The organism is Pseudomonas sp. URIL14HWK12:I12 (assembly GCF_003097135.1).
GTDB lineage: Bacteria > Pseudomonadota > Gammaproteobacteria > Pseudomonadales > Pseudomonadaceae > Aquipseudomonas.
Genome location: NZ_QEQL01000001.1, coordinates 313,571 through 337,382 on the forward strand (window position 1 = coordinate 313,571; position 23,812 = coordinate 337,382).

Consider the following 23,812-nt stretch of genomic DNA (forward strand, 5'->3'; position numbering starts at 1 on the left):
GTTAACCCATTGTTAGATTCGAGTAAACAATCGTGAGCGCAATCGATGACCTGAGTTTCTTCCAGCAGGTGGCAACCCACGCCAGCCTGACCGAGGTGGCCCGGCAGTTGGGGCTGTCGCTGCCGGCGGTTAGCAAGCGCCTGAGCCAGTTGGAGGCACGGCTGGGGGCGCAGCTGGTGCAGCGTACGACCCGCCGGTTGTCACTGACTGCCGAAGGCACGCTGTACCTGGAGGGCGGGCGGCCGATCCTGCGCCAGCTCGAAGCCCTTGAGAATGCCCTCGACCGTCGCCACGCCGAGCTGCACGGGCGCCTGAGAATCAACGCCACCCTGGGCTTCGGCCGCCGTCATCTGGCGGCGGTAGTGTCGAGCTTTGCCCGGCTGCACCCGGCACTTGAACTGCAGCTGGAGCTTTCAAGCGAGCCGCTGGGTTTTGCCGACGACCGCTTCGACCTGGCGGTGTGTATGGGCCCGCCCCCGGACTCGCGCCTGGTAGCCGTACGCTTGCTCGACAACCCCCGCGTGCTCTGCGCGGCGCCAGCCTACCTAGAGCGCCATCGCGCACCGCAGCAGCCTCAAGACCTGGCCCGGCATAACTGCATCGTGCTGCGCCAGTTTGGCAGTGACTATGCCCTGTGGCGTTTCGAGCACGGTGGCCAGGCATACACGCACAAGGTGAGCGGCACCTTGGCCAGCAACGATGGCGAAGTGGCAGTGGGCCTTGCGCTGGACGGCCACGGCCTGCTGCTGCGCTCACGCTGGGACGTGCACGAGCATCTGCAAAGCGGCCGCCTGGTGGAGGTGATGCCCCAGTACACCCCGCCCCCTGCGCATATCCACGCCGTTTACCCCCACAGCCGCCATGTGCCACGGCGTATCGGCCTGTTCGTGACGCACCTGAAGACCATGCTGGCCGAGCGCTTGCCGTATGCCGCCCTGACCTGAAGTTGGGTAGCGCGCTGCACGCCGTGCAGCCGGGCGCGCGCCCTGGATGCAAGCAAATCCGAGCCGAGCCTGATCAAGCGGTGCACCACCGAGGCAATGCCCAGGCAATACCTTGAGGTTATGCCAGCTCTGACTATTGGTGTGTTGTGCAGCGCAGCAGCGCTCGGTTAACGTCCAGCAACGACCGGGCCGCCTCGAAGAAGAGCCCGGGCGGCAAGGCCCTGACAAACCTGCCATAACTCAGAGGATGGTGTGCCATGAAACGCTTGCCCCGCGCCGCAGTGCTCATGTTGTCGTGTCTTTCCACCGCCGTAGTGCCTGCTGCCTACGCCGGGCAGATCACCTTCGTCTCCCAAGGGGGCAGCTATCAGCAGGCCCAGACCCAGGCTATCCTCGACCCCGCCGCCAAACGCCTGGGCATCACCATCGCCCAGGACAGCGCTCCCGACGCCTGGCCCATCGTCAAGGCCCAGGCCGAAGCGGGCAAAACCGTATGGGACGTGATCGACACGCCAACATCCAACTGCATCCGGGGTGGCCGCGAAGGGCTGATCGAGCCACTGGACATGAGCAAGCTCCCTAACGCACAGTCGATTCCCGAGCAGTACCGCACACAGTGGTCGGTGCCTTATGAGTTCTATTCCTCGGTGCTGGCCTACAACACCAAGACCCTGAAAAAAGTGCCACAGAGCTGGGCTGACTTCTGGAACGTCAAAGACTTCCCCGGCTCACGTGCCCTGCGTAACGACCCGATGGGTACCCTGGAAGCAGCACTGCTTTCGGACGGGGTGCCTCCTGACAAGCTCTACCCGCTGGACGTAGACCGCGCCTACAAACGCCTTGAGCAGATCAAGCCCAACATCAGCGTGTGGTGGACCTCAGGCGGGCAATCAGCGCAGCTGCTGGCCGACGGCGAGGTCGACATGCTGATGATGTGGAACGGCCGGGTAAGCGCCGTGCAGAAGGAAAACCCTGACGTTGCCTTCACTTACAACCAGGGCATCTTGCAGAACACCCAACTGTGCATCGTCAAGAACGCGCCAAACATGGCCGACGCCCTGCGCTTCGTCAACGAAGCGATGGCGCCGGACCTGCAAGCCAACTTGCCCAAGTACATCGATTACGGGCCAGGCAACCCGGCGGCCTTCAGCACCGGCAGCATCAGCGCCGAGCGCGCCAAGGAACTGCCCAGCTCACCGGAAAACGCTGCACGCCAGGCCCTGCTGTCGGAACAATGGTGGGCGTCGCCGGCCGGTATCGCAGCCAAGGACCGCTGGCTGAAGTTCGTGCAGTGAGAAAACGCCGATGATCGACTACCTGATCCTCGGTGGCGGCTCGGCCGGCTGCGTGCTCGCCGCGCGCCTGAGTGAACAAGCCGGCAAACGCGTATGCCTGGTCGAGGCCGGGCGCGACATCAGCGCCGCGACCATGCCGGCCGAGGTGCGCAGCCGCTACCCCGGCCGCGCCTACCTGGACCCACGCAACCTCTGGCAGCGCCTGGTCGCCACCTACGGCGCCAGCCTGCAGAAACCGCGCCGCTACGAGCAGGCGCGCCTGCTCGGCGGCGGCTCGGCGATCAACGCCTTGATGACCAACCGCGGCGCCCCGGCCGACTACGACGAATGGGAGCGCCTGGGCGCCGTTGGCTGGAACTGGCAGGCGTGCCTGCCGTACTTCATCAAGCTTGAGCACGACACTGACCTTGCCGGCCCTTTGCACGGCCGGCAAGGCCCCTTGCGTATCCGCCGCACCCCGCCCGAGCGGCTGTCGCCCTTCGTGCAAGGGGTGATGGCAGCCTTGGCACGGCGCGGGCACTCGATTCGCGCTGATCAGAACGGCCCCTGGGAAGACGGTGTGTTCGTGGGTGCCATCGGTGTGAGCGAGCAGGGCGAGCGCATCCCCACGTCGGTGTGCTATCTCACCGACACCGTACGGCAACGCCCTAACCTGGAGGTGCGCACTGGCTGGCAGGCTGACCGAGTGCTGTTCGACGGTAGCCGCGCCAGGGGTGCCGTGCTGGTCAACGAGCGGGGTGAAACTCAGCAGCTTCAGGGCCGGGAAGTGATCCTGTGCGCCGGGGCCATCCATAGCCCTGCCATCCTGATGCGCAGCGGCGTCGGCCCACGTGCAATGCTCGAAGGCTTGGGTATCGAGGTGGTTGCCGCCCGTGAAGGGGTAGGCGCCCGATTGATGGAGCACCCCTCGATCGCGGTCAGCACAGTGCTCAGCCGCCGTGGGCGAACTGCCCACCCCGCCGAGCACCACGAACAGGCGGTATGGCGCTATTCCTCGGGCTTGCCCGGGATCGGCCCGGGCGACATGCATGGGGCGATTCTGTCGCGCTCGGGTTGGCACTCGGTGGGCTACCGAATGGGCACTGTGTTCTTCTGGGTGAACAAATCATGCTCACAGGGGCAGGTGCGCCTGGCCTCGGCGAGCCCTCTGGTGGAACCGGAGGTGGACTTCGCCATGCTCAGCGACGAGCGCGACCTGCAGCGCCTGATGCAAGCGCTGCGCTACGGTGCTCAAGTGCTTCAGGCAGAGGAACTGGCACCGCTGCGAAGCGTGGTGTTCCCGGCCAGTTATTCCCCACGCGTGGCCAAGGTGGCGCAACCGGGCCTGATGAACGCGCTGGCGCGTGGTGCGCTCAGCGTGTTGCTGGATATCGCAGGGCCCCTTCGGGGTGGGTTGGTCCGGCGGGTGATCACTCAAGGGGCCGAGCTGCGCACCTTACTAAGCGACGACAGCGCATTGGCGCAGTTCGTGCGGCGCAATGTCGGTGGCACCTGGCACGCCAGCTGTACCTGCGCCATGGGTGCAACCGATGACCCGACAGCCGTCACCGACTCGGCCGGGCGCGTGATCGGCACTCAGGGGCTGCGAGTGTGCGACGCCTCGCTGATGCCCAGCATTCCATGCGCCAATCTCAACGTGCCGACGATCATGATTGCCGAGCGCATCGCAGCGATGATCGCCGGCACCGATCAGCCGCGATAGCCGACGATGGCCTTGGTTTCGAGGAAGGCTTCCAGCCCCCACTCTGCGTATTCACGGCCGTTGCCCGACTGCTTGTAGCCGCCGAAGGGCGCCATGGGGTCCCAGTTGGGGTGGTTGATGTACACACTGCCCACCCTCAACTGTGCGGCCACTTCCCGGGCGCGCTCAAGGCTTGCCGATTGCACGTAGCCGGCCAGGCCAAAAGGGCTGGCATTGGCGATGCGTACGGCTTGGGCCTCATCCTGGTAAGGCATGATCACCAGCACCGGGCCGAATATTTCTTCCTCGGCCACCGCCATCCCAGGGGTGACCCCGGCAAATACCGTGGGCTGCACGTAGAACCCTCGATCCAACCCCGCAGGGCGCCCCAGCCCGCCGCATACCAGCTGCGCACCCGAGGCCAGGCCGCTTTCTATCATCCGCTGGATGTGCTCGAACTGTCGGCGATTGATGACCGGCCCCAGCACAGTGCCCGCCTGCTCAGGCGGCCCGACACGCTGGTCGAGCGCAGCGCGCCGTGCAATCGCCACCGCCCGTTCGTGGGCGGTAGCCGGCACTAGCATACGGGTGGGGGCATTGCAGGATTGCCCGCTGTTGCTGAAGCAGGCCTGGACACCTGCCACCACCGCGCGCTCGAGGTCCGCATCGTCGAGCAGGATGTTGGCAGACTTGCCCCCCAGCTCCTGATGCACGCGCTTGACCGTGGGTGCCGCCAGCCGTGCCACTTCGATGCCGGCGCGGGTTGAGCCGGTAATCGACACCATGTCGACCTCTGGGTGCGCGGCAAGCGCCGCGCCGGCGCTGGGGCCGTCGCCGTTGATCAGGTTGAACACCCCCGGCGGCACGCCGGCTTCGTGCATCACTTCAGCAAACAGCAAGGCATTGAGCGGCGCCACTTCGCTGGGCTTGAGCACCAAGGTGCAGCCGGCAGCCAATGCCGGCGCTACCTTGCACACCAGCTGGTTGATCGGCCAGTTCCACGGCGTGATCAAGCCCACCACGCCAACGGGTTCCGATACCACCTCGGTGCTGCCCCGCGGCTGGCTGAAGCGAAAGGTCGGCAGCACCTGAAGCAGGGCTTGAAGATGGCGCACGCCAATCCCGGCCTGCCACTGGTGAGCCAGAGCGCGAGGCGCGCCGACCTCCTGCATGATCAGCTCGCCGAACTCATGCTGGCGGCGCTGAAAGATCGCCAGGATGCGCTCGAGCAAGGCAATGCGTTCTGCCAGGGGCGTTCGGGCAAAGCCATCGAAAGCAGCGCGTGCTGCCATTACGGCCCGGGAAACGTCAGCCTCGTTGGCCAGGGCGATCTCGGCCAACGGCGCTTCGGTGGCTGGGTTGATGACGGGGGCGCGCGCCAGGCTGATGGGCGCGACCCATTGGCCACCGATATAGAAGTTCAGGGCGTTGTGCATCGGGCTGTTCCTGAGCGAGGGCGATGGCTGGCAGGATAGGAGCGCACCCACGTACGCAGCAATTTACTAATAGTTGTGCCAGGCATAAACTCAGGTCATGGCTACCCTACGACGCAAGCTCCCCAGTTCAAGCTCACTGTTCGTGTTCGAGGCAGCGGCACGCTGCGGCAGTTTCACCCGCGCAGCAAACGAGTTGTGCGTCAGCCAACCCGCCGTCAGCCGGATGCTATCGCGCTTGGAGCAGCACTTGGGGGTGGCGCTGTTCGAACGCACCCGAGCCGGTGCGCGGCTTACGGAAGAGGGCGAGCTGCTGTTCGCCAGGGTGCAGGAAGGTTTTGCCACCATCGAAACGGCCATCGATGAACTCTCGGTGCGCGCCACCGGGCTGGAAACGGTCACGCTGTCGCTGTCCACCGCCTTCACCACCCATTGGCTGATGCCACGCATGAGCCTGTTCAACCAGTGCTTTCCACAGGTCGACCTGCGCTTTCAACTGATGGCCGGGCGCATCGGCGGGCCGTTGGTGGATGTCGACCTGGGGATGCGTTATTTGCTGCCCGAGGCCGTTCAGCCCGGGGATCTCAAGCTGATGCCGGAGCTCACGGTGCCGGTGTTCACCCCGGCCTACCGCGATGCACAGCGTGCCAGCGGGCAGCCCCCCACGCTGATCCGCATGGACAACCAGGGCCGTGACTGGGCCACCGGCCTGAGCCTTGCGGGCAAGCCGGAGAACACCCTGGTATTTACCGACTACGCCGTAGTGGTACAGGCGGCGTTGCTCGGTCAAGGCGTTGCGCTGGGTTGGCTGAACGTGGTCGCCCATAGCCTGGCGAAGGGTGAACTGTTACCTGCGGCCACACCTGTTACCTGTGCGCCTCGCTACTGTTGCCTGGTCAGCCCAGCCAATCGGCCGCTTCGCCCACTGGTGGCACAGGTGCGCGACTGGATCGCCGAGCAGTTGCAGCAGGAACTGCTGCAGGTGCAGCAAATTTACCCTGAACTCGGTGTCGCCCAGGCACTGGCCAGGGGCTCGGCGTAACCCTCTGCTGGCGTGCGGGTAAAAACAGCAGGTTATGCCCCCCAGGCTGATGCAAACGAAACAATCGATGGTTGCACCGGGCCGATAATGGCTTCGCCCAAGGGGGTATTCCTCAGCCTACTCGCGGAGCGCGTTATGTCATTCAAGCAATTCAAGGCCCTGACCTTTGACGTGGTCGGCACCCTGATCGATTTCGAAGCTGGCATCCTCAACCATGTGCGCAAGGTCGGTGGCGCCGCCGCCAACGCCTGCAGTGACGACGACATTCTCAAAGCCTACCGGGTGACGCGCGCCGCCACCGACTCGGGCTGGTGGCCAGACGATCTGGAGCGCTGCTACCACTTGATGGCTGCCGAGCTGAAACTGCCCGACAGCGCCGAGTTCGCCCGGGGCCTGGCGCTGTCGGTCGAGCAGTTCCCGGCGTTTCCCGATTCGGTCGAAGCGCTCAAGCGCCTGCGCAAGCACTTCAAGCTGGTGGCCACCACCAACTCGCGCATCTGGGCGTTGAACCACATGGCCCGCACCCTCGATGAACCGTTCGATGTGCGCGTAACGGTCGATGACGTGCGTTTCGAGAAGCCTGACCCGCAATTCTTCGCCTACACCCGTGGGGTGCTGGCCACGCAGGGCGTCGTGTTCGAGCAGATCCTGCACGTTGCGCAAAGCCAATACCACGATATCGGTGTGGCCATGCGCCTCGGGTACCAGACCTGCTGGATCGAACGCCGGCACAACCAGAAGGGCAGCGGCGGGACGCTGGAGTCGGAGCACACCAAACCGCACTATCACTTCACCTCGTTGGCGCAATTGGCCGACGCGGTAGAGGCCGAGCTCGGCTGACCCCTTCACCGCCCCGCCAGCCGGGGCGGCCCCTTATTCAGGCTGGCCGGAGGCTGCCCATGGCAGTGAACAGTTTATGGGCGGCCACCGCCCAGGCCGCACCACCGCTCGCGCCGCTCGCCGGCGAGCGGCAGTGCGACGTGGCAATCATCGGCGCCGGCTATACCGGCTTGAGCGCTGCCTGGCACATCGCCCAGAGCGGGCGTGAGCCCTTGTTGCTGGAAGCCAACGAACTGGGGTTCGGTGCCAGCGGGCGTAACGGCGGGGTGGTGTCGCCGAAGTTTCGCGTCGGCTTTTCCGCGGCCATGGCGCGGCATGGCCGGGAGGCCGCGCTGCACCTGTATCACACCGGCCACGCCGCTGTTGATGGCTTGGCCCAGCTGATCGACGAGCTGGGGCTGGACCAGGCGGCCTTGCACCTGGGCGGGCATATCGCGGCGGCGCACACCCCGCGGGCGCTGGCTGGCCTACAGGCTACTGCCGACTGGGTCAAACGAGAAACCGGCAGTGCTTCGGTGCGGTTGATCGACGCCGAGCAAGTGCGCGAGCTCACCGGCGCCACATTGTTTCACGGTGGGCTGCTCACCCCTCATGCCGGCGGGCTGCACCCGCTCAATTTCACGCGTGGCCTGGCCTGGCGCCTGCACCAGCGGGGCGTGGGCATCTATGTGGGCAGCCCGGCGCTGGCGGTGCGGGAGGAGGGTGGGCGGTTCAGCGTGCAGACGCCGGGCGGGCACGTCAGCGCACGCCAAGTGATTTACGCCACCAATGGCTACAGCGACCAGACCCCGGTGACCGCCAGCCTGCATCGGCGGCTGATCCCGTTTCGCAGCGCAATCATCGCCACCGAGCCCTTGGCGCCAGCGCTTTTGGCGAGCCTGATGCCCGGTGGCCAGGTGTGCGGCGACACCAAGCGCATGCTGCGCTGGTTCCGCGTGGTCGGCGACCGGTTGATCTTCGGCGGCCGCGGCGCCTTCGGCCAGCAGGATTCGGCCCAGGCCTTCGACACGTTGCAGCGCAGCATGGTCCAGGTGTTTCCGCAGTTGGCGAGCGTAGCGATCGGGTTCCGCTGGTCGGGGCTGGTGGCAATGACCCTGGACTACCTGCCCCACGCCGGTGAGCTCGCCCCGAATCAGTATTACGCCGTGGGCTACAACGGCGGCGGGGTGGCCATGTCGACGTGGATGGGGGCGCAGCTGGCTGCGATGAGCGCCGGCGAACCGGTGCAGCTCGGCCTACTGGCCGGAAAGGGGTTCAATCCCATCCCGCTGCACGGTTTGCGCGCCCCTGGCGTGCGCCTGGCGGCAGGTTGGCAACAACTGCTCGATGCCGTCGGGCGCTAGAGGTGAGCATGGTCCAATTGCTGCATTACCCCTTGTCGAGTGCCCAGCCCTGCGCCGCGGTGGCGAGCCCCTGGCCCAGCGGCCCGCTGGCCGAAGGCCGCACCTGGCATGCCGCGCAGGCCCAAGAGGGCTGGGGCGCGGGGCGCTGTACGGTCGCTGAGCAGGGCGCAGCCCGAGCCTGGCCATGGTGTGAGGTGGGGGTGGCCGTGGCGGGTGAACTGGTGCTGGGTTTCCAGGGCCGGGAGCTTAGCCTCAACGCCGGCGACGCCTTCGTCATCCCCTGTGGTGCGGCGGTGCAATGGCAGGCTCGCGGGGGGTTTGAGTACGCCTTCATGGCCGTGATGGCACCGCCAGAGCCGGCGCGCGCTCCGTTCAAGCTCGACCTCTCGGCTTCGCTTGAGCCCTGCTCGCCGCCGCCGGCCGATGTGCTGCTGGGGCCTGCCCCCGAGGCCTGGAGCCTGCCGCTGTACGAAGCAGGGGCACTGCGCGTGGGCCTCTGGCAATGCGAGGCATACGCCCGGCGCCAGATGCGCCCGGCCTATACCGAGCTGATGTACCTGCTCGAAGGGGGCGTGCAACTGACGCCCGAGCAGGGCGCGCCGGCGCACGTGGAAGCGGGTGAGGTGGTCGTCGCCCCGGCGGGGCTCGCCAATGCCTGGGTGAGTGAGCGGGCTGTGCGCAAGGTCTACTGCATCTGGGGCTAGGGCGCGCAGCCCCTCTGGGGCTGGCTATCCGGCCGTGCGCACCAGGCTGCGCAACGGGATCGCACTTTTGACCACTGGCGACTTGATCACGATATAACTGAAGTATTTCTCGATGCCGATGTTGCGGTCCAGGATCGACTCCATCAGCTCTTGATAATGCTGGATGCTGCTGCACATGAAGCGCACCAGGTAGTCGTAGCCGCCACTGATCAGGTGGCATTCGAGCACCTCGTCAATGCTGCGGATGCTCGATTCGAACTTCACGAAATCATTGCGCTTGTGATCGCTCAAGGTGATCTCGGTGAACACGGTTACCGAGTTGGCGAACTTGGCCAGGTTCACATGGGCCTCGTAGCCGCTGATGTAGCCGGCTGCTTCCAGGCGCTTGACCCTCTGCAGGCAAGGGCTGGGCGAAAGGCCAACCGCTTCGGCGAGGCTGACGTTGGTCATGCGCCCGTCCTTTTGCAACTGCACCAGAATGTTCAGGTCGATACGGTCGAGTCTTGCTGCGGCATCCATCGTGGTTCCTCGCAAATCGGTCGTTATCACAGCCTTCAGGCGCGCAGCGCCCGTTGATGCGCCTGGGCAAGGTCAGCCAGGCTTGCGTACTCGCAGCGTTTGCCATCGAGCGCCTGGGGCGAATGATTCCAGGGCTGGGCCAGCCCCCGGCTGAGTACGCACACCGGGAAGTCCACGCGCTGCGCCCAAGGATCATCGCGCGCCTGGCTACGCACCGGCAGCAGCTCCGCCCGGCGCAGCCCCAAGCGTGCCAATGCGGCCTCCAGCTCAGCATGCCAGGCATCGTCGGCGAGGCTGACGACCGCGTCGAACGATGCTGTCAGCCGCAAACTCCAGGCCTCGGTGTCCATGGCCAGCGGCGGGGCGATCAGTACCAGCCGGTAGAACTTGGCCAAGTACTGCAGCGCACCGGGCGCGTCTTCGAACATCGGCCAGGCTGCCGTGGAGCTACCAAAGGCCACAGTGGCGTCCCAATCCGGTATCAGATGCAATTGCTGCGCCAGCTGCTGGTACAACCGGCCGTGCAAGGCTGATGCAGTGGTGATGGCCGGGTCCGCGCGCAGGGCTGAGGCCAGCGCGTAATAGGCACCCAGCAGTTGCTCATCGCTCAGCGCCTGGCCAGCCTGCACCGCCAGGGGGCGCAAGCCTTCGAGGATGCCTCGTTCGCGATCTACCAGGGTGCCGATGGCCAGCCCCAATGCTTTGTACTGCGTGACTTTCATCCTTGGCTCCGGTGGCGCTGCAGCGGCGTTGTCAGCAGGTGCTGGCCAGTGCCTCGGCCAGCATGCCGAGGGCTTCATCCAGTTGCGCCTCGGTGGTTACCAGCGGCGCCAAAAAGCGCACGACGTTGCGCTGCACGCCGCATTTGATCACCAGCAGCCCGGCGGCGCGCGCAGCGTCGATCACCGCCTGTGCAAGGGCGGCATCGGGCGCACCGCTGCCGTCACCTGTGACCATTTCAATCGCCTGCATGAAGCCCAGCCCCCGTACCTGGCCGATACGCGGATGCCGAGCCTGCAAAGCCAACAGGCCAGCCTGCAAGCGCACAGCCAAGCGCTCGCCTTGGGCGAGCAGGTCGGTGTGTTCGAACAGCTCCAGCACCGCCAGCGCGGCGGCGCAGGCTACGGCATTGCCGCCGTAGGTTCCGCCGAGCCCCCCGGGCAAGGGCGCATCCATGATGTCGGCGCGGCCCACCACGCCGGAGAGTGGCATGCCGCCGGCCAGGCTCTTGGCCACCGTGACCAGGTCGGGCTGGATACCCGCATGCTGGAAGCCGAACATCTTGCCGGTACGGCCGAAGCCTGCTTGGATCTCGTCGAGGATCAACACGATGCCATGGCGCGTACACCGTTCGCGCAGGCCCTGAAGAAACGCCGCCGGCGCAGGCAGGAAGCCGCCGTCGCCCTGCACGGGCTCCACCAGGATCGCCGCCACCCGGTCCGCAGCCACGTCGGTGGCGAACAGCTCATCGAGCTCGGCCAGGGCCTGCTCGGCACTGATGCCTCGGTAAGCATTGGGGTACACCGAGTGATAGATCTCCGCCGGGAACGGGCCAAAGTTCTGCTTGTAGGGTTGGCTCATGCCGGTCAACGTCACACCCAGCAGGGTGCGGCCATGAAAGCCCCCGCGAAAGGAGATCACCGCCGGGCGGCCGGTATGGCCGCGGGCAATCTTGATGGCGTTCTCCACCGCTTCGGCGCCTGAGGTGAACAGCACGCTCTTGTAATGCTCACCGGCGCCGATCAGGGCATTGAGCCGGGCTGCCAGCTCGATGTAGTTCTCATAGGCCACAACCTGGAAGCTGGCGTGGCTTATCTCCCCAGCCTGGCGCCGAACCGCCTCGACCACCGCCGGGTGGCTGTGCCCGGTGTTGAGCACGCCGATGCCGCCGACGAAATCCAGGTAGCGCGTGCCGTCCACGTCCCACAGTTCGGCCCCTTGGGCACGCGCTGCCACCACTGGGTGGGCGGTGACGATGCCGCGCGACACGTGTTGGTCGCGCAGCGCGAGCAGGCGTTGGGTGTGGTTGATTGCGTGATTCATCGGTCTCTCCAGGTCAAGGGCACGCAGGGCTCAGGCGCCGGCACGCGGTACCACGATGGTGTCTTCGGGGTGCAGGCGCATCAGCAGCGGCGACCCGATCGGGGGTAGGCTGGCGTTGCCTTCGTGATGGCTGGCCTGGCGCAGGCTCACCGTGGGGCCGTTCTCCAGCTCCACGAACACCCGCAGGCTTTCGCCTTGAAAGACGATGTCGGCCACTTTGCCACGCAGGCGGTTCCATTCGGGGCCGGCGGCGGGGTTGTCCAGCAGCAGCTTTTCAGACTGCAAGGCAAGGAACAGCTCGCCGGCAGCCGGCACCGGGCGGCTGGTGCGCAGCGCCACGCCGCCCAGGTGCAGGCCGTCGCTGCCCTGGCGCTGCAGTGGCACCAGGGTGCTTTCACCGATGAAGCTGGCGACGAAATCGTCCGCCGGATGATCGTGCAGCCGGCGCGGCGTATCGACCTGCACCAATTGGCCGCCGCGCATGATCGCGATGCGGTCGCTCATGGTCAGCGCCTCGCGCTGGTCATGGGTGACGTAGATCATGGTCGCGCCCAGGCGCTTGTGCAGGGCCCGCAGCTCAATTTGCATGGTTTCGCGCAGCTGCTTGTCAAGGGCCGAGAGCGGCTCGTCCATAAGAATCAGCTTGGGTTCGAACACGATTGCCCGGGCCAGGGCCACGCGCTGGCGCTGCCCCCCGGAGAGCGCCGCGATGGGCCGCTGTTCGTAGCCACTGAGCTCGACCGTGGCCAACGCCTGGCGCACTCGGTCGGCACTGCGCGCCGCGCTTTCACCGCGGGCACGAAGCGGAAACGCAACGTTCTCGCCCACTGTCATGTGCGGGAACAGCGCGTAGTTCTGGAACACCACGCCGATCTCGCGTTTGTGCGGCGGCATCAGGGTGACGTCTCGTTCACCGAACAGGATGCGCCCGGAGCTGACGCGGATGAAACCGCCAAGGATGCTGAGCAGCGTGGTCTTGCCCGAGCCAGAGGGGCCGAGCAGCGACATGAATTCACCCGCTTCGACCTTGAGGTCGACGTTGTTCAACGCCTTGAGGCTGCCGTAATGCTTGCACACCTGCTCGACGGTGACAGATTCGAAACCCTGGGTGAGGCCCATGGTGGATCTCCTGCGATTAGATGGGTGAAAAATCAAAATGGCTACCTGCTTGGCCGGTGAGGCCCTCAGGCGCCCAACCCGCCGATGTGCCAGGCCTTGACCTCGAGAAACTCGTCCAGCCCATATTTGGAACCCTCACGGCCTGTGCCGGACTGCTTCATGCCCCCGAACGGCGCAACTTCCATGGAGATCACCCCGGTGTTGAGCCCGACCATGCCGAACTCCAGCCGCTCGCCTACTCGCCAGGCGCGGCGCATATCCTGGGTGAAGTAGTAGGCCCCAAGCCCATAGGGGGTGGCATTGGCCAGGGCGATGGCCTCGGCTTCATCGTCGAACGGGAACAACGGCGCCACGGGCCCGAAAGTTTCTTCGTTGGCCAGCAGCATGGCGGCGCTGGCGTTGCCCAATATGGTGGGTTGCACGTACAGGCCGTCGTTGGCCGGCAGCCCGCCGCTGAGCACCTCGGCCCCCTTGGCCACGGCATCGCCGATGTGCCGGGCCACCTTGGCCACCGCCGCGGCGTTGATCAACGGGCCGAGGGTGACCCCTTCGGCCATGCCGTCGCCGACCTTCAGCTCAGCCACCGCCTCGGCCAGGCGCGCAGCGAAGCGCGGGTAGATGCCGCGCTGCACCAGGATGCGATTGGCACACACGCAGGTTTGCCCGGCATTGCGGAACTTGCTCTGCATCACCCCGGCGATGGCCAGCTCAAGGTCTGCATCGTCGAACACGATGAACGGCGCATTGCCGCCCAACTCCAGGCTCAGGCGTTTGACCGTCGCGGCGCACTGGCTCATCAGCAGCTGGCCCACCTTGGTCGAGCCGGTGAACGACAGCTTGCGCACACCGGGGCTGCTCGCCAGGGGCGTGCCGACGCCGGCCGGCAAACCGGTGAGCACGTTGAACACCCCGGCCGGGATGCCGGCGCGTTCGGCCAGCACCGCCAGGGCCAGTGCCGAGAGCGGGGTGAGCTCCGAGGGCTTGACCAGCACCGTACAACCCGCCGCCAGGGCCGGCGCGCACTTACGGGTAATCATCGCGATGGGAAAATTCCACGGCGTGATGGCCGCCACCACCCCCACTGGCTGCTTGAGCACCAGGATGCGCCGGTCGGCGGCCGGCGACGGAATGGTGTCGCCGTAGATGCGCCGCGCCTCCTCGGCAAACCATTTGACGAAGCTGGCGCCGTAGGCGACCTCGCCCTGGGCTTCGGCCAACGGCTTGCCCTGTTCGGCGGTCATGATCAGCGCCAGGTCGTTCTGGTTGGCCATGATCAGTTCGTACCAGGCGTAAAGCAGCCTGGCGCGCTCGGCCGCCGGCACCTCCCGCCAGCGGGCGAAAGCGGCCTCAGCGGCGGCAATGGCACGCTCGGTCTGTGCCGGCTGCAGGGCCGGTACCCCAGCGACTCGGCTGCCGTCGGCAGGGTTGAGCACATCCAGGGTGGCGCCGTCGTCGGCGGTGATCCATTGGCCGTCGGCGTAGGCGCGCTCAACCAGCAGGGAAGGGTCTTGCAACAGGGTTTTCAACATGGTCTGGGCCTTGGCAATCAATGGGGGCGTTCAGCGCTGTTTCTGCCGGCCGGCAAGCATTACCAGCAGCAATGAAGCCAGGATCAGCATCGAGCTGATGGCGGCGATGGTCGGGTCGATCTCGTCGCGCAGGGCCGTGAACATGCGCTTGGGCAGGGTCTGGTTGTCGCCGCCGGAAATGAACAGCGCCACCACGGTTTCATCCAGCGAGGTGATGAAGGCGAACAGCGTGGCGGAGATGACGCTGGGCTTGATCTGCGGCAGGGTTACGGCCATGAAGGCTCGAAAGCGATTCATGCCCAGGCTGCGAGCGACCATTTCCTGGGCCATGTCGAAATTACGCAGGCCCGCCAGCAGGGCGATGATCACGTAGGGCAGGGCGAGCATCACATGGGCCAGCACCAGCCCGGTCAGGGTGCTGATCAAGCTGGCGCGGGCATAGACGAAGAACACCCCGGCGGCGATCAGGATGATCGGCACCATCATGGGCAGCAGCAGAATGATCTGCAGCGTGCGCACAAAACGCAGGGTGGAGTTGTTGATCGCATAGGCCGCTGCCATGCCCATCGGCAGGCTGACCAACGTGGTCGCGACGGCGGTGATCAGGCTGGTGCGCGCCGCCGACATCCACTCGGCGCTGTTGAAGAACGCCTCGTACCAGCGCAGCGACCAGGCCTTGGGCGGAAACTGCAGAAAGCGCGCGTCGGAGAACGACATCGGGATCACGATCAGCACCGGCACGATCAGGTACAACAGGATCGCCGCCACCAGCAGGATGAACAGCACGCGCCCGGGGCGCAGGTAGGTCGGGATGTTCATGTCAGCGCGCACCCAGGATACGTTCGATCGGGATGACCTTGTTGATGGCCCAGAAGATCAGGAACACCACCAGCAGCAGCACCAGGCCTACCGCGCTGGCAGCGCCCCAGGCGTTGTAGAGCTCGACATTGCGCTGCACCAGCATCGACACCAGCACCGTGCGCCCGCCACCGAGCAACTCGGGGGTGATGAAGAACCCCAGGCAGATCACAAACACCAGGATCGAGCCGGCCATGATCCCGGGTGCCGCCATGGGCAGAAATACCCGGCGGAAGGTGTAGAACGGCCTGGCACCCAGGCTTTGCGAGGCTTGCAGCAGGTCCTGGGGAATCTTCTTCATCACCGAATACAACGGCAGCACCATGAACGGCAGCATCACGTGCAGCGTGCCGATCACAGTGCCTGTGACGTTGTGCATCAGCGTCAGCGGCTGGTCGATCAGGCCCAGGTCCATCAGCGTCTGGTTCACCAGCCCGCGCCGTTGCAGCAGCACCAGCCAGGCGTAGGCACGCACCAGCACGCTGGTCCAGAACGGGATGATCACGCAGGCCAGGATCAGGTTGGCCCAGAAGCCGTGCAGGCGGGAAGCGGCATAGGCCACCGGGAAGCCCAACAGAATCGCCAGCACGGTGACGATGAAGCTGATCTTGAAGGTCAGTGCGAAGGTGTCCCAGTAGATCGCTTCCTGGAAGATGCGCAGGTAGTTGGCCAGCGACCAGCCCTGTTCGGTCTGCACCGACTGCACGGCCAGCCAGCACATGGGCACGATCAGCAACAGCGCCACCACCAGCAGGGCCGGCAGCAGCAACAGCAACAGGGTCAGGTGTTCGCGGCGTTCCTCGCGCGCCAGGGCTCGGGCCTGCCCGTCATGCGGGGCGGTGTTGCGGGCCTGGGGCGCGGCGCTGGCGGAATAGGCGTTGGGCATGGCTGCCTCCAGTGGAAAGGTGAGCGGGTTACTTGGCCTGCACGAAGGTCAGCCAGCGCCGCTCGGCCTGCTCACCGGCGTCAGAGGCCCACCACTGAGCCGAGAGCAGTGCCTGGCGGGCCATGTTCTGCGGCGAGGAGGGCAGCTGTGCGGCGCGCTCGGCGGAGATGCTGCCGGTGTCGAAGGCCTTGGGGTTGAGCGGCCCGTAGTCGATGATCTGCGGCAGCGCGGCCTGCAATTTGGCGCTGATGGCTTCGTTGACGAATTTCATTGCTGCCTCTCGGTGCGGGGTGCCTTTGAGCACGCACAGCGAGTTGGTTTCCAGCACGCCCTGGTTGTAATCGAAGGCAACCGGCGCGCCATCGGCTTGCACCGCCGTGATGCGGCCGTTCCAGGCTTGAATCATGTCCACTTCGCCATCAGCGATCAGTTGCGCCGACTGGCCGCCTGAGGTCCACCAGGTCTGGATGTGCGGCTTGATCTGCTCAAGCTTGCGAAATGCTCGGTCGACATCGAGCGGGTAGAGCTTGTCTGGCGCCACGCCGTCGGCCATCAGGGCGATCTCAAGCGTCGGCCGTGGCAGGTTGCGCAGCGAGCGGGCGCCGGGGAAGGCCTGGGTGTTCCAGAAGTCGGCCCAGGTCTTGGGCGCCGGATGGCCCTTGGCGTCGGTGCGATAGGCCAGCACCGTGGAGTAGCTGATGTAGCCGACGCTGTAATCGTCACGCAGCTGGGGCGGCAGTTGCGCGGCGTTGGGCACCAGGGCCGGGTCGAGCTTTTCGAAAAGCCCTTCTTTTTCGCCGCGCAGGCAGTCACCGGTGGGCAGGTCCACCACATCCCAGGTGACCTTCTTGCTTTCGACCTGGGTCTTGATGATCGGGTAGGCCTTCGGTGAGCTGTCCTGGCGCAGGTCGATCTTCAGCGCCTTGGCTGCCGGCAGCAGAATCGCCTCGCTCTGCGCTTGCTGATACGCCCCGCCCTGAGACACGAACGTCAGCTCTTCGGCCTCGGCCACAGCATGAACAGTGCCCAACAGGGCGGCTCCGGCGCAGATCAAGCGTGTGCGGTAGGGTAGCGGCATCGTGGGGGTCACTCCAGCCAGAAAGGGTCGGGCGGGCCGCAGCCATCAAGGCCACGGGGCTGCAGTCAACTGTACCGAGGCTGGGGAGAACGGCGCGGCTGAAGATAGGGGCCAGGGGAGAATTAAATGGGGAATATCGGGGGTGGGGCGGCAGGATGTGCGGTGGGGGTTCGGGCACATCCTGCGGCGGCGGGCGATGCCAGGGTCAGGCTTTTGCCGACTGGCGCTTGAGCAGGATCACCCCGGCCGCCAGCACCATGCAGGTGCTGAGCAGGTAGATGCCTGCCGAGTAGTGCCCAGTGGCGCCCTTCGACCAGCCGATGACGGCCGGCCCCACCATGCCGGCGACGTTGGCCAGTGCGCTGATTGCGGCGATGCCGACTACTGCTTGCTGCCTGCTCATCACCGAGGCGGGAATACTCCAGAACACTGGCATCGCGCCATAGGTGAAAAACGCAGCGAACACCAAGGTGTAATACGCGCCGAACCCGGCCGTGAGCTGAGAAGCGATCAAGCCATAGGCCAGGGCGCCGATCACCAGCGCGCCGGCCACAAAAGCCCGCCGGCGCTGATAGCGGTCTGACAGCCAGCCCAGCATGATCATGCCCAGCGCTCCCACCGCGTACAGGCCGGCCGAATACAGGGCGATGCTGCCGGTGGTGCCGCCAATGGCGTCCTTGATAAGGGAGGGCGCCCAGTAATTGAGCACCACCATCGACATCACGATCGCAAAATACACAAAGCTCAGCGCCAGCGTGACGGGCGAGCGCACAATGGCCAGGGCCTTGCTGGAATGAGCGCCCTGGGCCGGGCCGGCGGGGGCTTGGGCCAGGGCTTGGATCAGTACGGTTTTTTCGGTATCGCTCAGAAAGCTTGCAGTGGCGGGTTTGTCAGCCAATACGAACCAGGCCAGCGCGCCCAGCACCACGGTAATGCCGCCCTCGATGATGAACATCCACTTCCAGCCGCTCAGGCCCTGCCAGCCATCGAAGGCAACCATCAGGTAGCTCGACAACGGGCTGCCGATCACCCCGGCCACGGGTATGCCCAGGGTGAACCAGGCGGTGATCCGCCCACGCCGGGCCGCCGGAAACCAGTAGCTGAGGTAGAGAATCATGCCCGGCAAAAAGCCGGCCTCGGCGATGCCCAACAGCACGCGTGCCAGATAGAACCCTTCGACGCTGCTCACCAGCATGAAGCCGGCCGTGACCAGCCCCCAGAGCACCATGATCCGGGTGAGCGTGATGCGCGCGCCGAAGCGTTCCAGCATCAGATTGCTGGGCACCTCGAACAGGATGTACCCGATGAAGAACAGCGATGCACCCAGGCCGTATTGCGCAGCACTGAGCCCGATCTCTGCGCTGAACTCCAGGTGCGCGATGGCCACGTTGGAGCGGTCGATGTTGCACAGCACATAGCAGATGAACAGAAACGGCAGGATTCGCCAGGCCACGCGGTTGAGTACGGCGCCCTGGGTAGGGGCGGCCGAGCCTGCGAGCTGAGTGTGTACGTTGGCGCGCATATCGAGGGTTCCTCTTGTTATTGGAATGGGAACAGGCAGAGGGTGCGGCGCCGCAGGCCACAGTAGGCGGCTACACGCCCAGTGCCGAAAGCCGCTTGCTGATCAAGGCTGCCTGCCCGGCCAGCACCGCTGCGGTGTGCGCAACCTTCCCGGGCGGCAGGTTACTGGCCACGGCGGCCACGCTCAGCGCCGCGACGATCTCGCCTGAGGGCCCAAGCACTGGCACCGAAAGCGCTGCGGTGCCATGCGTGACGCCCTGCTCGGCATAGACAAAGCCCTGTGCCCTGGCGGCCGAAACTCTGGCTTTGATCTCAGGCGCCGTGAGGTGGCAGGCCTGCAAGCGGGCGTGATCCATCTCCAGAAGCTCGTCGATTTCGCTATCGGCCATCGCGCAGAGCAACACCACCCCGGCCACTCCGACCCCCAACGGCCGGCGCGTACCGACATCGATGGACATCACCTTGATAGGGAAGCTGCCCAATTGCCGGTCGAGGCAGACCGAATCCCGGCCGTGGCGCACGGTGATGAAGGCGGTATCGCCCAAGGTGTCGCTCAACACCTGAAGATGCGGCTCGGCGAGTTTGCGCAGCGGCAAGCGAGAAGGGCGTGCCAGCGCCAGCATCGAAATTTCAGCCCCCACCCGGTAACGGCGGGTTGCGGGGTCTTGCTCGACGGCGTGCTCATCGGCCAAGGCCCTGAGTAGCCGGTGCACGGTCGGGCGCGACAGCCCGGTATGGCGCACCACATCGATCAGGCGCATGCCATGCTCCTGGCCCAGGGCAAGAACCCTCATGATCTGAAAGGCACGGGCCAGTGATCGGGTGGTGGCGGCGCTTTCGCCGGTTAGCGTGGGTAGGTCCTGGGGGCTCATGGGTGCCTCGGCGGTGGGGGCAATGCCGATTCGGCCTGCGCTGGATGCTCATACTGGTAGGGCGCCGCACGCACCGCCAGCGGTTTACGCTGTATTTGTTCCATAGGGTGGAATCTTTCAGGCCTTTTCGCGCTTTGCGTTTTCCATGACCCAGGCGGTGAACTCGCACTGGATGAGGAACTTCGAAGGGGTCGCTGCCTGAAGGGCGTGGCGGGCCGGGCGGCTCTTGGCGTCGGGAAAGAGCTTGAGCCATTGCTCGTTGAGCGGCCCGCGCTGCTCGCGATCCTGTAGCCATACGGTCATCTTCACCACGTCGTCGGGGGTTGCCCCAGCGGCCTGGAGAATCGCCTGCACGTGGGTAAATACATGACGGCACTGCGTGTCGAGGTCGGCGGGCAACTCGCCGGTGGCCGGGTCATTGCCGTTGATGACACCTGACATCAACAGCGGGCCACGGCGGCAAGCCGCCGGGATCGGGTTGGCATGGGCAAACTGCTGCAAATAGATCGCGTGTCGGTTGGGCATGTCGGGCTCCGCAGGGTTGGCTCAGGAGGGGGTGGCCCTATTGTTGGCGGGCGCGCAGGGCGGCCCACAAGCACCAGCGCCGATAAAAGTCCATGCTGCGGAATGAATTGCAAAGGCTGTGTTGTTGAGGGCCAGGTGGCTTCTTACAGTCCAGGCAAGCCCCACCACACGAGCCGCCCCCATGCCAGACTACCTCGCCTTCGACCCCCATCCGCGCCCGCCGGCACCCTTGCCGCCGGGCCTGGCCTGCGACAGCCAATTCCACGTGTTCGGCGACCCGAGCCAATACCCCATCCAACCCGGCGCGGTCTACAGCATGCCTTCGGCCACCTGGGAGGTGGCGCGCGAGCTGCACCGTACCCTGGGCATAGAACGCGGCGTGGTGGTGCAGGCGACCACCTACGGCGCAGACCATCGCGTCGTGCTGGATGCCCTGGAAGGCCTGAATGCCGGGGCAAGCAACAAGCGCTACGTCGGCTGTGCGAACGCGGCGGTGCTGCTGGAGGGCAGCGATGCCTACCTTCAACAACTCAACGACGCCGGGGTAAGGGGTGCGCGCTTCAGCCGGGCAGGGCTGGGGATCAGCTTTGCCCCCAAAGAACTCGACCGTGCACTGGCCCGCATAGCCGAGCTGGGCTGGTATGTGAAAGTGCAGCCCTCGGCCGAGGGCATCGCCGAGCAGCTAAAAGACTTCGAACACCTGAAGCTGGCGGTGGTGCTCGACCACATGGGGCGCGCCAACCCGGCATTAGGGCTGAGCGACCCGAGCCTGGACCGGGTATTGGGCCTGCTCAAGGAAGGCAATTTCTGGGTGATGCTTTCACTGTCGGAAAAAATCTCCAGAACGGGCCCGCCCTGGGATGACGTGATTCCCCTGGCGCAGACCTTGATAGATGCGGCGCCGGACCGCTGCATCTGGGGCAGTGATTGGCCGCACCCGATCTCGCTGAAGCAGCCGCCCAATGAAGGGCTGCTGATGGAGCTGCTGTACCGCTTCGCGCCCGATGCCGCCGCCCTGGAGCGCATCCTGGTGACCAACCCCGCCCGGCTTTTTGGATTTTGCTCATGAAACTGATTACCTACACCCATGAGGGTGCAAGCAAATGGGGCGCGGTCGTAGGCGACGGCGTGATCGACCTGGGCACGCACCTGGCCGATATCGATGGCGTCGCAGGGCTGCTGGGGGCTGGCGCTCAGCTGTTGGCCGCCGCTCGCTCAAGGGTTGAGTGCAGCGCCGCGGACTACCCGCTATCGGCGGTAACGCTGCAGCGGCCGATACCCCAGCCGCGCAAGATCTTCTGCATCGGTGTGAACTACGCCCAGCGCAACGCCGAATACAAGGACGGCAGCGACCTGCCGAAATACCCCAGCATCTTCATGCGCGTGCCGGATTCCTTCTCTGCCCCCGACCAGGCCTTGCTGCAACCCCACGAGTCGCAGCAGCTCGACTACGAAGGGGAGATCGGCATCGTCATCGGCCAGGGTGGCCGCCGCATCCCGCCGGCCCAGGCGTTGGCGCACATCGGCGGGCTTACCTGCGTGAACGAGGGCACGATTCGCGACTGGGTGCACCACGCCAAATTCAACGTAACCCAGGGCAAGAACTTCCACCGCTCCGGGTCATACGGCCCCTGGGTGGTCACCGCCGACGAGTTTCCCGACGGTTACGCCGGCCTGCACCTGAGCACTCGCGTCAATGGCGAGCTGCGCCAGCAGGATACAACCGCCAGGCTGATGTTCGATTTCGCCCAGCTCATCGCCTACCTCTCCACGTTCACAACGCTTGAAACCGGTGACCTGATCGTGACCGGCACACCCACCGGGGCCGGGATCCGGTTCGACCCGCCACGCTTCCTGCGGCCAGGCGATGTGGTCGAGGTCGAGGTGGCCGGCGTCGGCTGCCTGCGTAACCGCGTGGAGGCTGAGCAATGACGCCCGCGCTGACCCCCGAACAGACCACCATGGCAGCGAGACAACTGGCCGACGCCGAGCACAGCCGCCAACAGTGCCGGCAGTTTTCGCTGCAGTACCCGGCCATGAACCTGCTCGATGCCTACCGCATTCAAAGTGCCTGGGTGGAGCAGCAATGCGCCGCCGGGCGCAAGGTCAAAGGCCACAAGATCGGGCTGACCTCCAAAGCCATGCGCCGCGCGGTGGGCATCGACGAGCCTGACTACGGGGTGCTGCTGGACAGCATGTTCTACGAAGATGGCGCTCGGATCCCGACCGAGCGGTTCATCGAGCTGAAAATCGAGGCCGAGCTGGCGTTCGTGCTGCGCAAACCCTTGGCGGGCCCGGCCTGCACCCTGTTCGACGTGTTGGACGCTACCGCCTACATCACCCCGGCACTGGAACTGCTCGATGCCCGCATCCAGCGCAGAGACGGGGAAACAGGCCGCATGCGCGGGGTGCTGGACACCATCAGCGACAACGCCGCCAACGCAGCAATCATCCTCGGCGGCAGGCCATTCAAACCGGACGCCTTTGCGGCCGACGTGCGCAGAATCGGGGCCATCGTCAGCAAGAACGGCGAGGTAGAAGAGACGGGCCTGGCCGCTGGGGTGCTCAACCACCCCGCCAACGGCGTGGCCTGGCTGGCCAACCGGCTGCACCGGCATGGCGTCACGCTCGAACCCGGCCAGGTGATTCTGGCGGGCTCATTCATACGCCCGGTGGATGTGGCCAAGGGCGACACCATCGTGGCGGACTACGGCGAGTTCGGCACGGTCGCCTGCCATTTCGCCTGAGCCGACGGTGCACTGGGCCGTGCAAAGGAGCATCACTGTGATAAACGCATTCAAACGTCGCTTGCTCGCGCAGGAGGTTCAATATGGCCTCTGGCTCGGGTTGGCAGACGCCTACTGCGCCGAGCTGGCGGCTAACGCCGGGTTCGACTGGCTGCTGATCGACGGCGAGCACGCCCCCAACGACCTGCGCAGCACCCTCGGCCAGCTGCAGGCCATCGCGCCCTATGCCGCGCAGCCCATCGTTCGGCCGGTATGCGGCGATGCGGCGCTGATCAAGCAGCTACTGGACCTCGGTGCCCAGACGCTGCTGGTGCCGATGGTAGAAACGGCTGACCAGGCCAAGGCCCTGGTGCGAGCAGTAAGGTACCCCCCGGCCGGCATTCGTGGGATGGGCAGCGGGCTGGCGCGGGCCTCGCGCTGGAACAGCGTGGAGGGCTACGTGCACCAGGCCGATGAGCAGATCTGCCTGCTGGTGCAAGTGGAGAGCCTGGAGGGCCTGGCGAATTTGGAGCTGATCGCAGCGGTGGAGGGCGTCGATGGCGTGTTCATCGGGCCTGCGGATTTATCCGCGGCCATGGGCTACCGAGGCAACCCCGGGCACCCTGCCGTGGTGAGTGCGATCGACGACGCCATCGGCCAGATTGTGAAGGCAGGGAAGGCGGCAGGGGTGTTGACAGCGGACGAAGGGTTGGCCAAACGGTACAGGGCGCTTGGGGCAACGTTCGTTGCGGTAGGGGTGGATACCGCCGTGTTGATGCGCGGCCTGAAAGGGTTGATCGGGCAGTTCCGAGCCGAGGGGGAGGCGGGCGGCACTGGGGCCGGTTATTGAAGGC

Annotated in this window: 23 protein-coding genes; 11 read left to right on the forward strand and 12 right to left on the reverse strand. The window is 65.6% G+C overall.

The genetic code is table 11. From position 1 onward, the window contains the following. The first annotated feature begins 32 nt into the window (after positions 1 to 32). From F474_RS01400 to F474_RS01410, 3 genes are all read left to right on the forward strand, one after another. Positions 33 to 944, forward strand: a complete 912-nt coding sequence (locus F474_RS01400; protein ID WP_097086711.1) for a LysR family transcriptional regulator — start codon at positions 33 to 35, stop codon at positions 942 to 944. A 257-nt stretch (positions 945 to 1,201) separates the two neighbouring features. Next, a complete protein-coding gene (locus F474_RS01405) occupies positions 1,202 to 2,239 on the forward strand; it encodes an ABC transporter substrate-binding protein (RefSeq protein ID WP_097086714.1) in 1,038 nt (345 codons plus the stop codon). A 10-nt stretch (positions 2,240 to 2,249) separates the two neighbouring features. After that, positions 2,250 to 3,941, forward strand: coding sequence for a GMC family oxidoreductase (locus F474_RS01410; RefSeq protein ID WP_097086716.1), 1,692 nt, complete (start codon positions 2,250 to 2,252; stop codon positions 3,939 to 3,941). On the opposite strand, the gene F474_RS01415 is transcribed toward F474_RS01410, so the two are convergent. After that, positions 3,929 to 5,356, reverse strand: coding sequence for an aldehyde dehydrogenase family protein (locus F474_RS01415; protein ID WP_097086718.1), 1,428 nt, complete (start codon positions 5,354 to 5,356; stop codon positions 3,929 to 3,931). The two genes, F474_RS01410 and F474_RS01415, sit on opposite strands and share 13 nt — an antisense overlap. A 97-nt stretch (positions 5,357 to 5,453) precedes the next feature. Between F474_RS01415 and F474_RS01420 the strand changes: the two genes are divergently transcribed. The 4 genes from F474_RS01420 (at position 5,454) to F474_RS01435 (ending at position 9,282) form a co-directional block, all read left to right on the forward strand. Beyond that, positions 5,454 to 6,395 carry a LysR family transcriptional regulator gene (locus F474_RS01420; RefSeq protein WP_097086720.1) on the forward strand — a complete coding sequence of 314 codons (942 nt, stop codon included), beginning with the start codon at positions 5,454 to 5,456 and terminating at the stop codon, positions 6,393 to 6,395. A 135-nt stretch (positions 6,396 to 6,530) separates the two neighbouring features. Continuing rightward, positions 6,531 to 7,235 (forward strand): HAD-IA family hydrolase, encoded by a 705-nt coding sequence (locus F474_RS01425; protein WP_097086721.1) that lies wholly within the window; start codon positions 6,531 to 6,533, stop codon positions 7,233 to 7,235. Between the two features lie 59 nt (positions 7,236 to 7,294). Further along, positions 7,295 to 8,578 (forward strand): FAD-binding oxidoreductase, encoded by a 1,284-nt coding sequence (locus F474_RS01430; protein ID WP_097086723.1) that lies wholly within the window; start codon positions 7,295 to 7,297, stop codon positions 8,576 to 8,578. 8 nt (positions 8,579 to 8,586) lie between these two features. Beyond that, complete coding sequence (locus F474_RS01435) at positions 8,587 to 9,282, forward strand: cupin domain-containing protein (RefSeq protein ID WP_097086726.1); 696 nt, start codon at positions 8,587 to 8,589, stop codon at positions 9,280 to 9,282. 24 nt (positions 9,283 to 9,306) lie between these two features. Here F474_RS01435 and F474_RS01440 read toward each other — a convergent pair whose 3' ends face one another. From F474_RS01440 to F474_RS01490, 11 genes are all read right to left on the reverse strand, one after another. After that, a complete protein-coding gene (locus tag F474_RS01440; protein WP_097086728.1) occupies positions 9,307 to 9,801 on the reverse strand; it encodes an Lrp/AsnC family transcriptional regulator in 495 nt (164 codons plus the stop codon). A 35-nt stretch (positions 9,802 to 9,836) separates the two neighbouring features. Next, positions 9,837 to 10,523 (reverse strand): haloacid dehalogenase, encoded by a 687-nt coding sequence (locus F474_RS01445; RefSeq protein ID WP_097086731.1) that lies wholly within the window; start codon positions 10,521 to 10,523, stop codon positions 9,837 to 9,839. Between the two features lie 31 nt (positions 10,524 to 10,554). After that, positions 10,555 to 11,844, reverse strand: a complete 1,290-nt coding sequence (gene gabT / locus F474_RS01450) for a 4-aminobutyrate--2-oxoglutarate transaminase (protein ID WP_097086734.1) — start codon at positions 11,842 to 11,844, stop codon at positions 10,555 to 10,557. A gap of 30 nt (positions 11,845 to 11,874) precedes the next feature. Further along, the gene (locus tag F474_RS01455) at positions 11,875 to 12,963 is read right to left on the reverse strand and encodes an ABC transporter ATP-binding protein (protein ID WP_097086736.1); all 1,089 of its coding nucleotides are present in this window, start codon (positions 12,961 to 12,963) and stop codon (positions 11,875 to 11,877) included. Positions 12,964 to 13,028: 65 nt separating this feature from the next. Then, positions 13,029 to 14,492, reverse strand: a complete 1,464-nt coding sequence (locus F474_RS01460) for an NAD-dependent succinate-semialdehyde dehydrogenase (RefSeq protein ID WP_097086914.1) — start codon at positions 14,490 to 14,492, stop codon at positions 13,029 to 13,031. Between the two features lie 30 nt (positions 14,493 to 14,522). After that, a complete protein-coding gene (locus F474_RS01465; RefSeq protein WP_097086738.1) occupies positions 14,523 to 15,311 on the reverse strand; it encodes an ABC transporter permease in 789 nt (262 codons plus the stop codon). Between the two features lies 1 nt (position 15,312). Further along, entirely contained in the window at positions 15,313 to 16,236 is a 924-nt protein-coding gene (locus tag F474_RS01470) for an ABC transporter permease (RefSeq protein ID WP_097086742.1), read from the reverse strand. A 28-nt stretch (positions 16,237 to 16,264) separates the two neighbouring features. Further along, the gene (locus tag F474_RS01475) at positions 16,265 to 17,314 is read right to left on the reverse strand and encodes an ABC transporter substrate-binding protein (RefSeq protein ID WP_097086743.1); all 1,050 of its coding nucleotides are present in this window, start codon (positions 17,312 to 17,314) and stop codon (positions 16,265 to 16,267) included. 205 nt (positions 17,315 to 17,519) lie between these two features. Then, positions 17,520 to 18,836, reverse strand: coding sequence for an MFS transporter (locus F474_RS01480; protein WP_097086745.1), 1,317 nt, complete (start codon positions 18,834 to 18,836; stop codon positions 17,520 to 17,522). A 70-nt stretch (positions 18,837 to 18,906) separates the two neighbouring features. After that, entirely contained in the window at positions 18,907 to 19,707 is an 801-nt protein-coding gene (locus tag F474_RS01485) for an IclR family transcriptional regulator (protein WP_097086747.1), read from the reverse strand. A 117-nt stretch (positions 19,708 to 19,824) separates the two neighbouring features. Further along, positions 19,825 to 20,232: a RidA family protein gene (locus F474_RS01490; protein ID WP_097086749.1), complete on the reverse strand. Its 408-nt coding sequence runs from the start codon at positions 20,230 to 20,232 to the stop codon at positions 19,825 to 19,827. Positions 20,233 to 20,413: 181 nt separating this feature from the next. Between F474_RS01490 and F474_RS01495 the strand changes: the two genes are divergently transcribed. The 4 genes from F474_RS01495 to hpaI are packed head-to-tail and all read left to right on the forward strand — an operon-like array spanning position 20,414 to position 23,808. Beyond that, on the forward strand, positions 20,414 to 21,301 hold the full coding sequence (locus tag F474_RS01495; protein WP_097086751.1) for an amidohydrolase: 888 nt from the start codon (positions 20,414 to 20,416) through the stop codon (positions 21,299 to 21,301). Beyond that, positions 21,298 to 22,164: a fumarylacetoacetate hydrolase family protein gene (locus F474_RS01500; protein WP_097086753.1), complete on the forward strand. Its 867-nt coding sequence runs from the start codon at positions 21,298 to 21,300 to the stop codon at positions 22,162 to 22,164. Before F474_RS01495 ends, F474_RS01500 begins: the two co-directional genes overlap by 4 nt. Then, positions 22,161 to 22,979, forward strand: coding sequence for a 2-oxo-hept-4-ene-1,7-dioate hydratase (gene hpaH, locus F474_RS01505; RefSeq protein ID WP_097086755.1), 819 nt, complete (start codon positions 22,161 to 22,163; stop codon positions 22,977 to 22,979). Before F474_RS01500 ends, hpaH begins: the two co-directional genes overlap by 4 nt. A 37-nt stretch (positions 22,980 to 23,016) precedes the next feature. Continuing rightward, a complete protein-coding gene (gene hpaI / locus F474_RS01510) occupies positions 23,017 to 23,808 on the forward strand; it encodes a 4-hydroxy-2-oxoheptanedioate aldolase (RefSeq protein ID WP_305881874.1) in 792 nt (263 codons plus the stop codon). Positions 23,809 to 23,812 lie beyond the last annotated feature (4 nt).

What these genes read in the sequence shown, in the direction of transcription:
- F474_RS01405 (WP_097086714.1), top strand. Translation starts at nt 1,202, where the DNA reads ATGAAACGCTTGCCCCGCGCCGCAGTGCTCATGTTGTCGTGTCTTTCC.
- F474_RS01410 (WP_097086716.1), top strand. Translation starts at nt 2,250, where the DNA reads ATGATCGACTACCTGATCCTCGGTGGCGGCTCGGCCGGCTGCGTGCTC.
- F474_RS01415 (WP_097086718.1), bottom strand. Translation starts at nt 5,356, where the DNA reads ATGCACAACGCCCTGAACTTCTATATCGGTGGCCAATGGGTCGCGCCC.
- F474_RS01420 (WP_097086720.1), top strand. Translation starts at nt 5,454, where the DNA reads ATGGCTACCCTACGACGCAAGCTCCCCAGTTCAAGCTCACTGTTCGTG.
- F474_RS01425 (WP_097086721.1), top strand. Translation starts at nt 6,531, where the DNA reads ATGTCATTCAAGCAATTCAAGGCCCTGACCTTTGACGTGGTCGGCACC.
- F474_RS01430 (WP_097086723.1), top strand. Translation starts at nt 7,295, where the DNA reads ATGGCAGTGAACAGTTTATGGGCGGCCACCGCCCAGGCCGCACCACCG.
- F474_RS01435 (WP_097086726.1), top strand. Translation starts at nt 8,587, where the DNA reads ATGGTCCAATTGCTGCATTACCCCTTGTCGAGTGCCCAGCCCTGCGCC.
- F474_RS01440 (WP_097086728.1), bottom strand. Translation starts at nt 9,801, where the DNA reads ATGGATGCCGCAGCAAGACTCGACCGTATCGACCTGAACATTCTGGTG.
- F474_RS01445 (WP_097086731.1), bottom strand. Translation starts at nt 10,523, where the DNA reads ATGAAAGTCACGCAGTACAAAGCATTGGGGCTGGCCATCGGCACCCTG.
- gabT (WP_097086734.1), bottom strand. Translation starts at nt 11,844, where the DNA reads ATGAATCACGCAATCAACCACACCCAACGCCTGCTCGCGCTGCGCGAC.
- F474_RS01455 (WP_097086736.1), bottom strand. Translation starts at nt 12,963, where the DNA reads ATGGGCCTCACCCAGGGTTTCGAATCTGTCACCGTCGAGCAGGTGTGC.
- F474_RS01460 (WP_097086914.1), bottom strand. Translation starts at nt 14,492, where the DNA reads ATGTTGAAAACCCTGTTGCAAGACCCTTCCCTGCTGGTTGAGCGCGCC.
- F474_RS01465 (WP_097086738.1), bottom strand. Translation starts at nt 15,311, where the DNA reads ATGAACATCCCGACCTACCTGCGCCCCGGGCGCGTGCTGTTCATCCTG.
- F474_RS01470 (WP_097086742.1), bottom strand. Translation starts at nt 16,236, where the DNA reads ATGCCCAACGCCTATTCCGCCAGCGCCGCGCCCCAGGCCCGCAACACC.
- F474_RS01475 (WP_097086743.1), bottom strand. Translation starts at nt 17,314, where the DNA reads ATGCCGCTACCCTACCGCACACGCTTGATCTGCGCCGGAGCCGCCCTG.
- F474_RS01480 (WP_097086745.1), bottom strand. Translation starts at nt 18,836, where the DNA reads ATGCGCGCCAACGTACACACTCAGCTCGCAGGCTCGGCCGCCCCTACC.
- F474_RS01485 (WP_097086747.1), bottom strand. Translation starts at nt 19,707, where the DNA reads ATGAGCCCCCAGGACCTACCCACGCTAACCGGCGAAAGCGCCGCCACC.
- F474_RS01490 (WP_097086749.1), bottom strand. Translation starts at nt 20,232, where the DNA reads ATGCCCAACCGACACGCGATCTATTTGCAGCAGTTTGCCCATGCCAAC.
- F474_RS01495 (WP_097086751.1), top strand. Translation starts at nt 20,414, where the DNA reads ATGCCAGACTACCTCGCCTTCGACCCCCATCCGCGCCCGCCGGCACCC.
- F474_RS01500 (WP_097086753.1), top strand. Translation starts at nt 21,298, where the DNA reads ATGAAACTGATTACCTACACCCATGAGGGTGCAAGCAAATGGGGCGCG.
- hpaH (WP_097086755.1), top strand. Translation starts at nt 22,161, where the DNA reads ATGACGCCCGCGCTGACCCCCGAACAGACCACCATGGCAGCGAGACAA.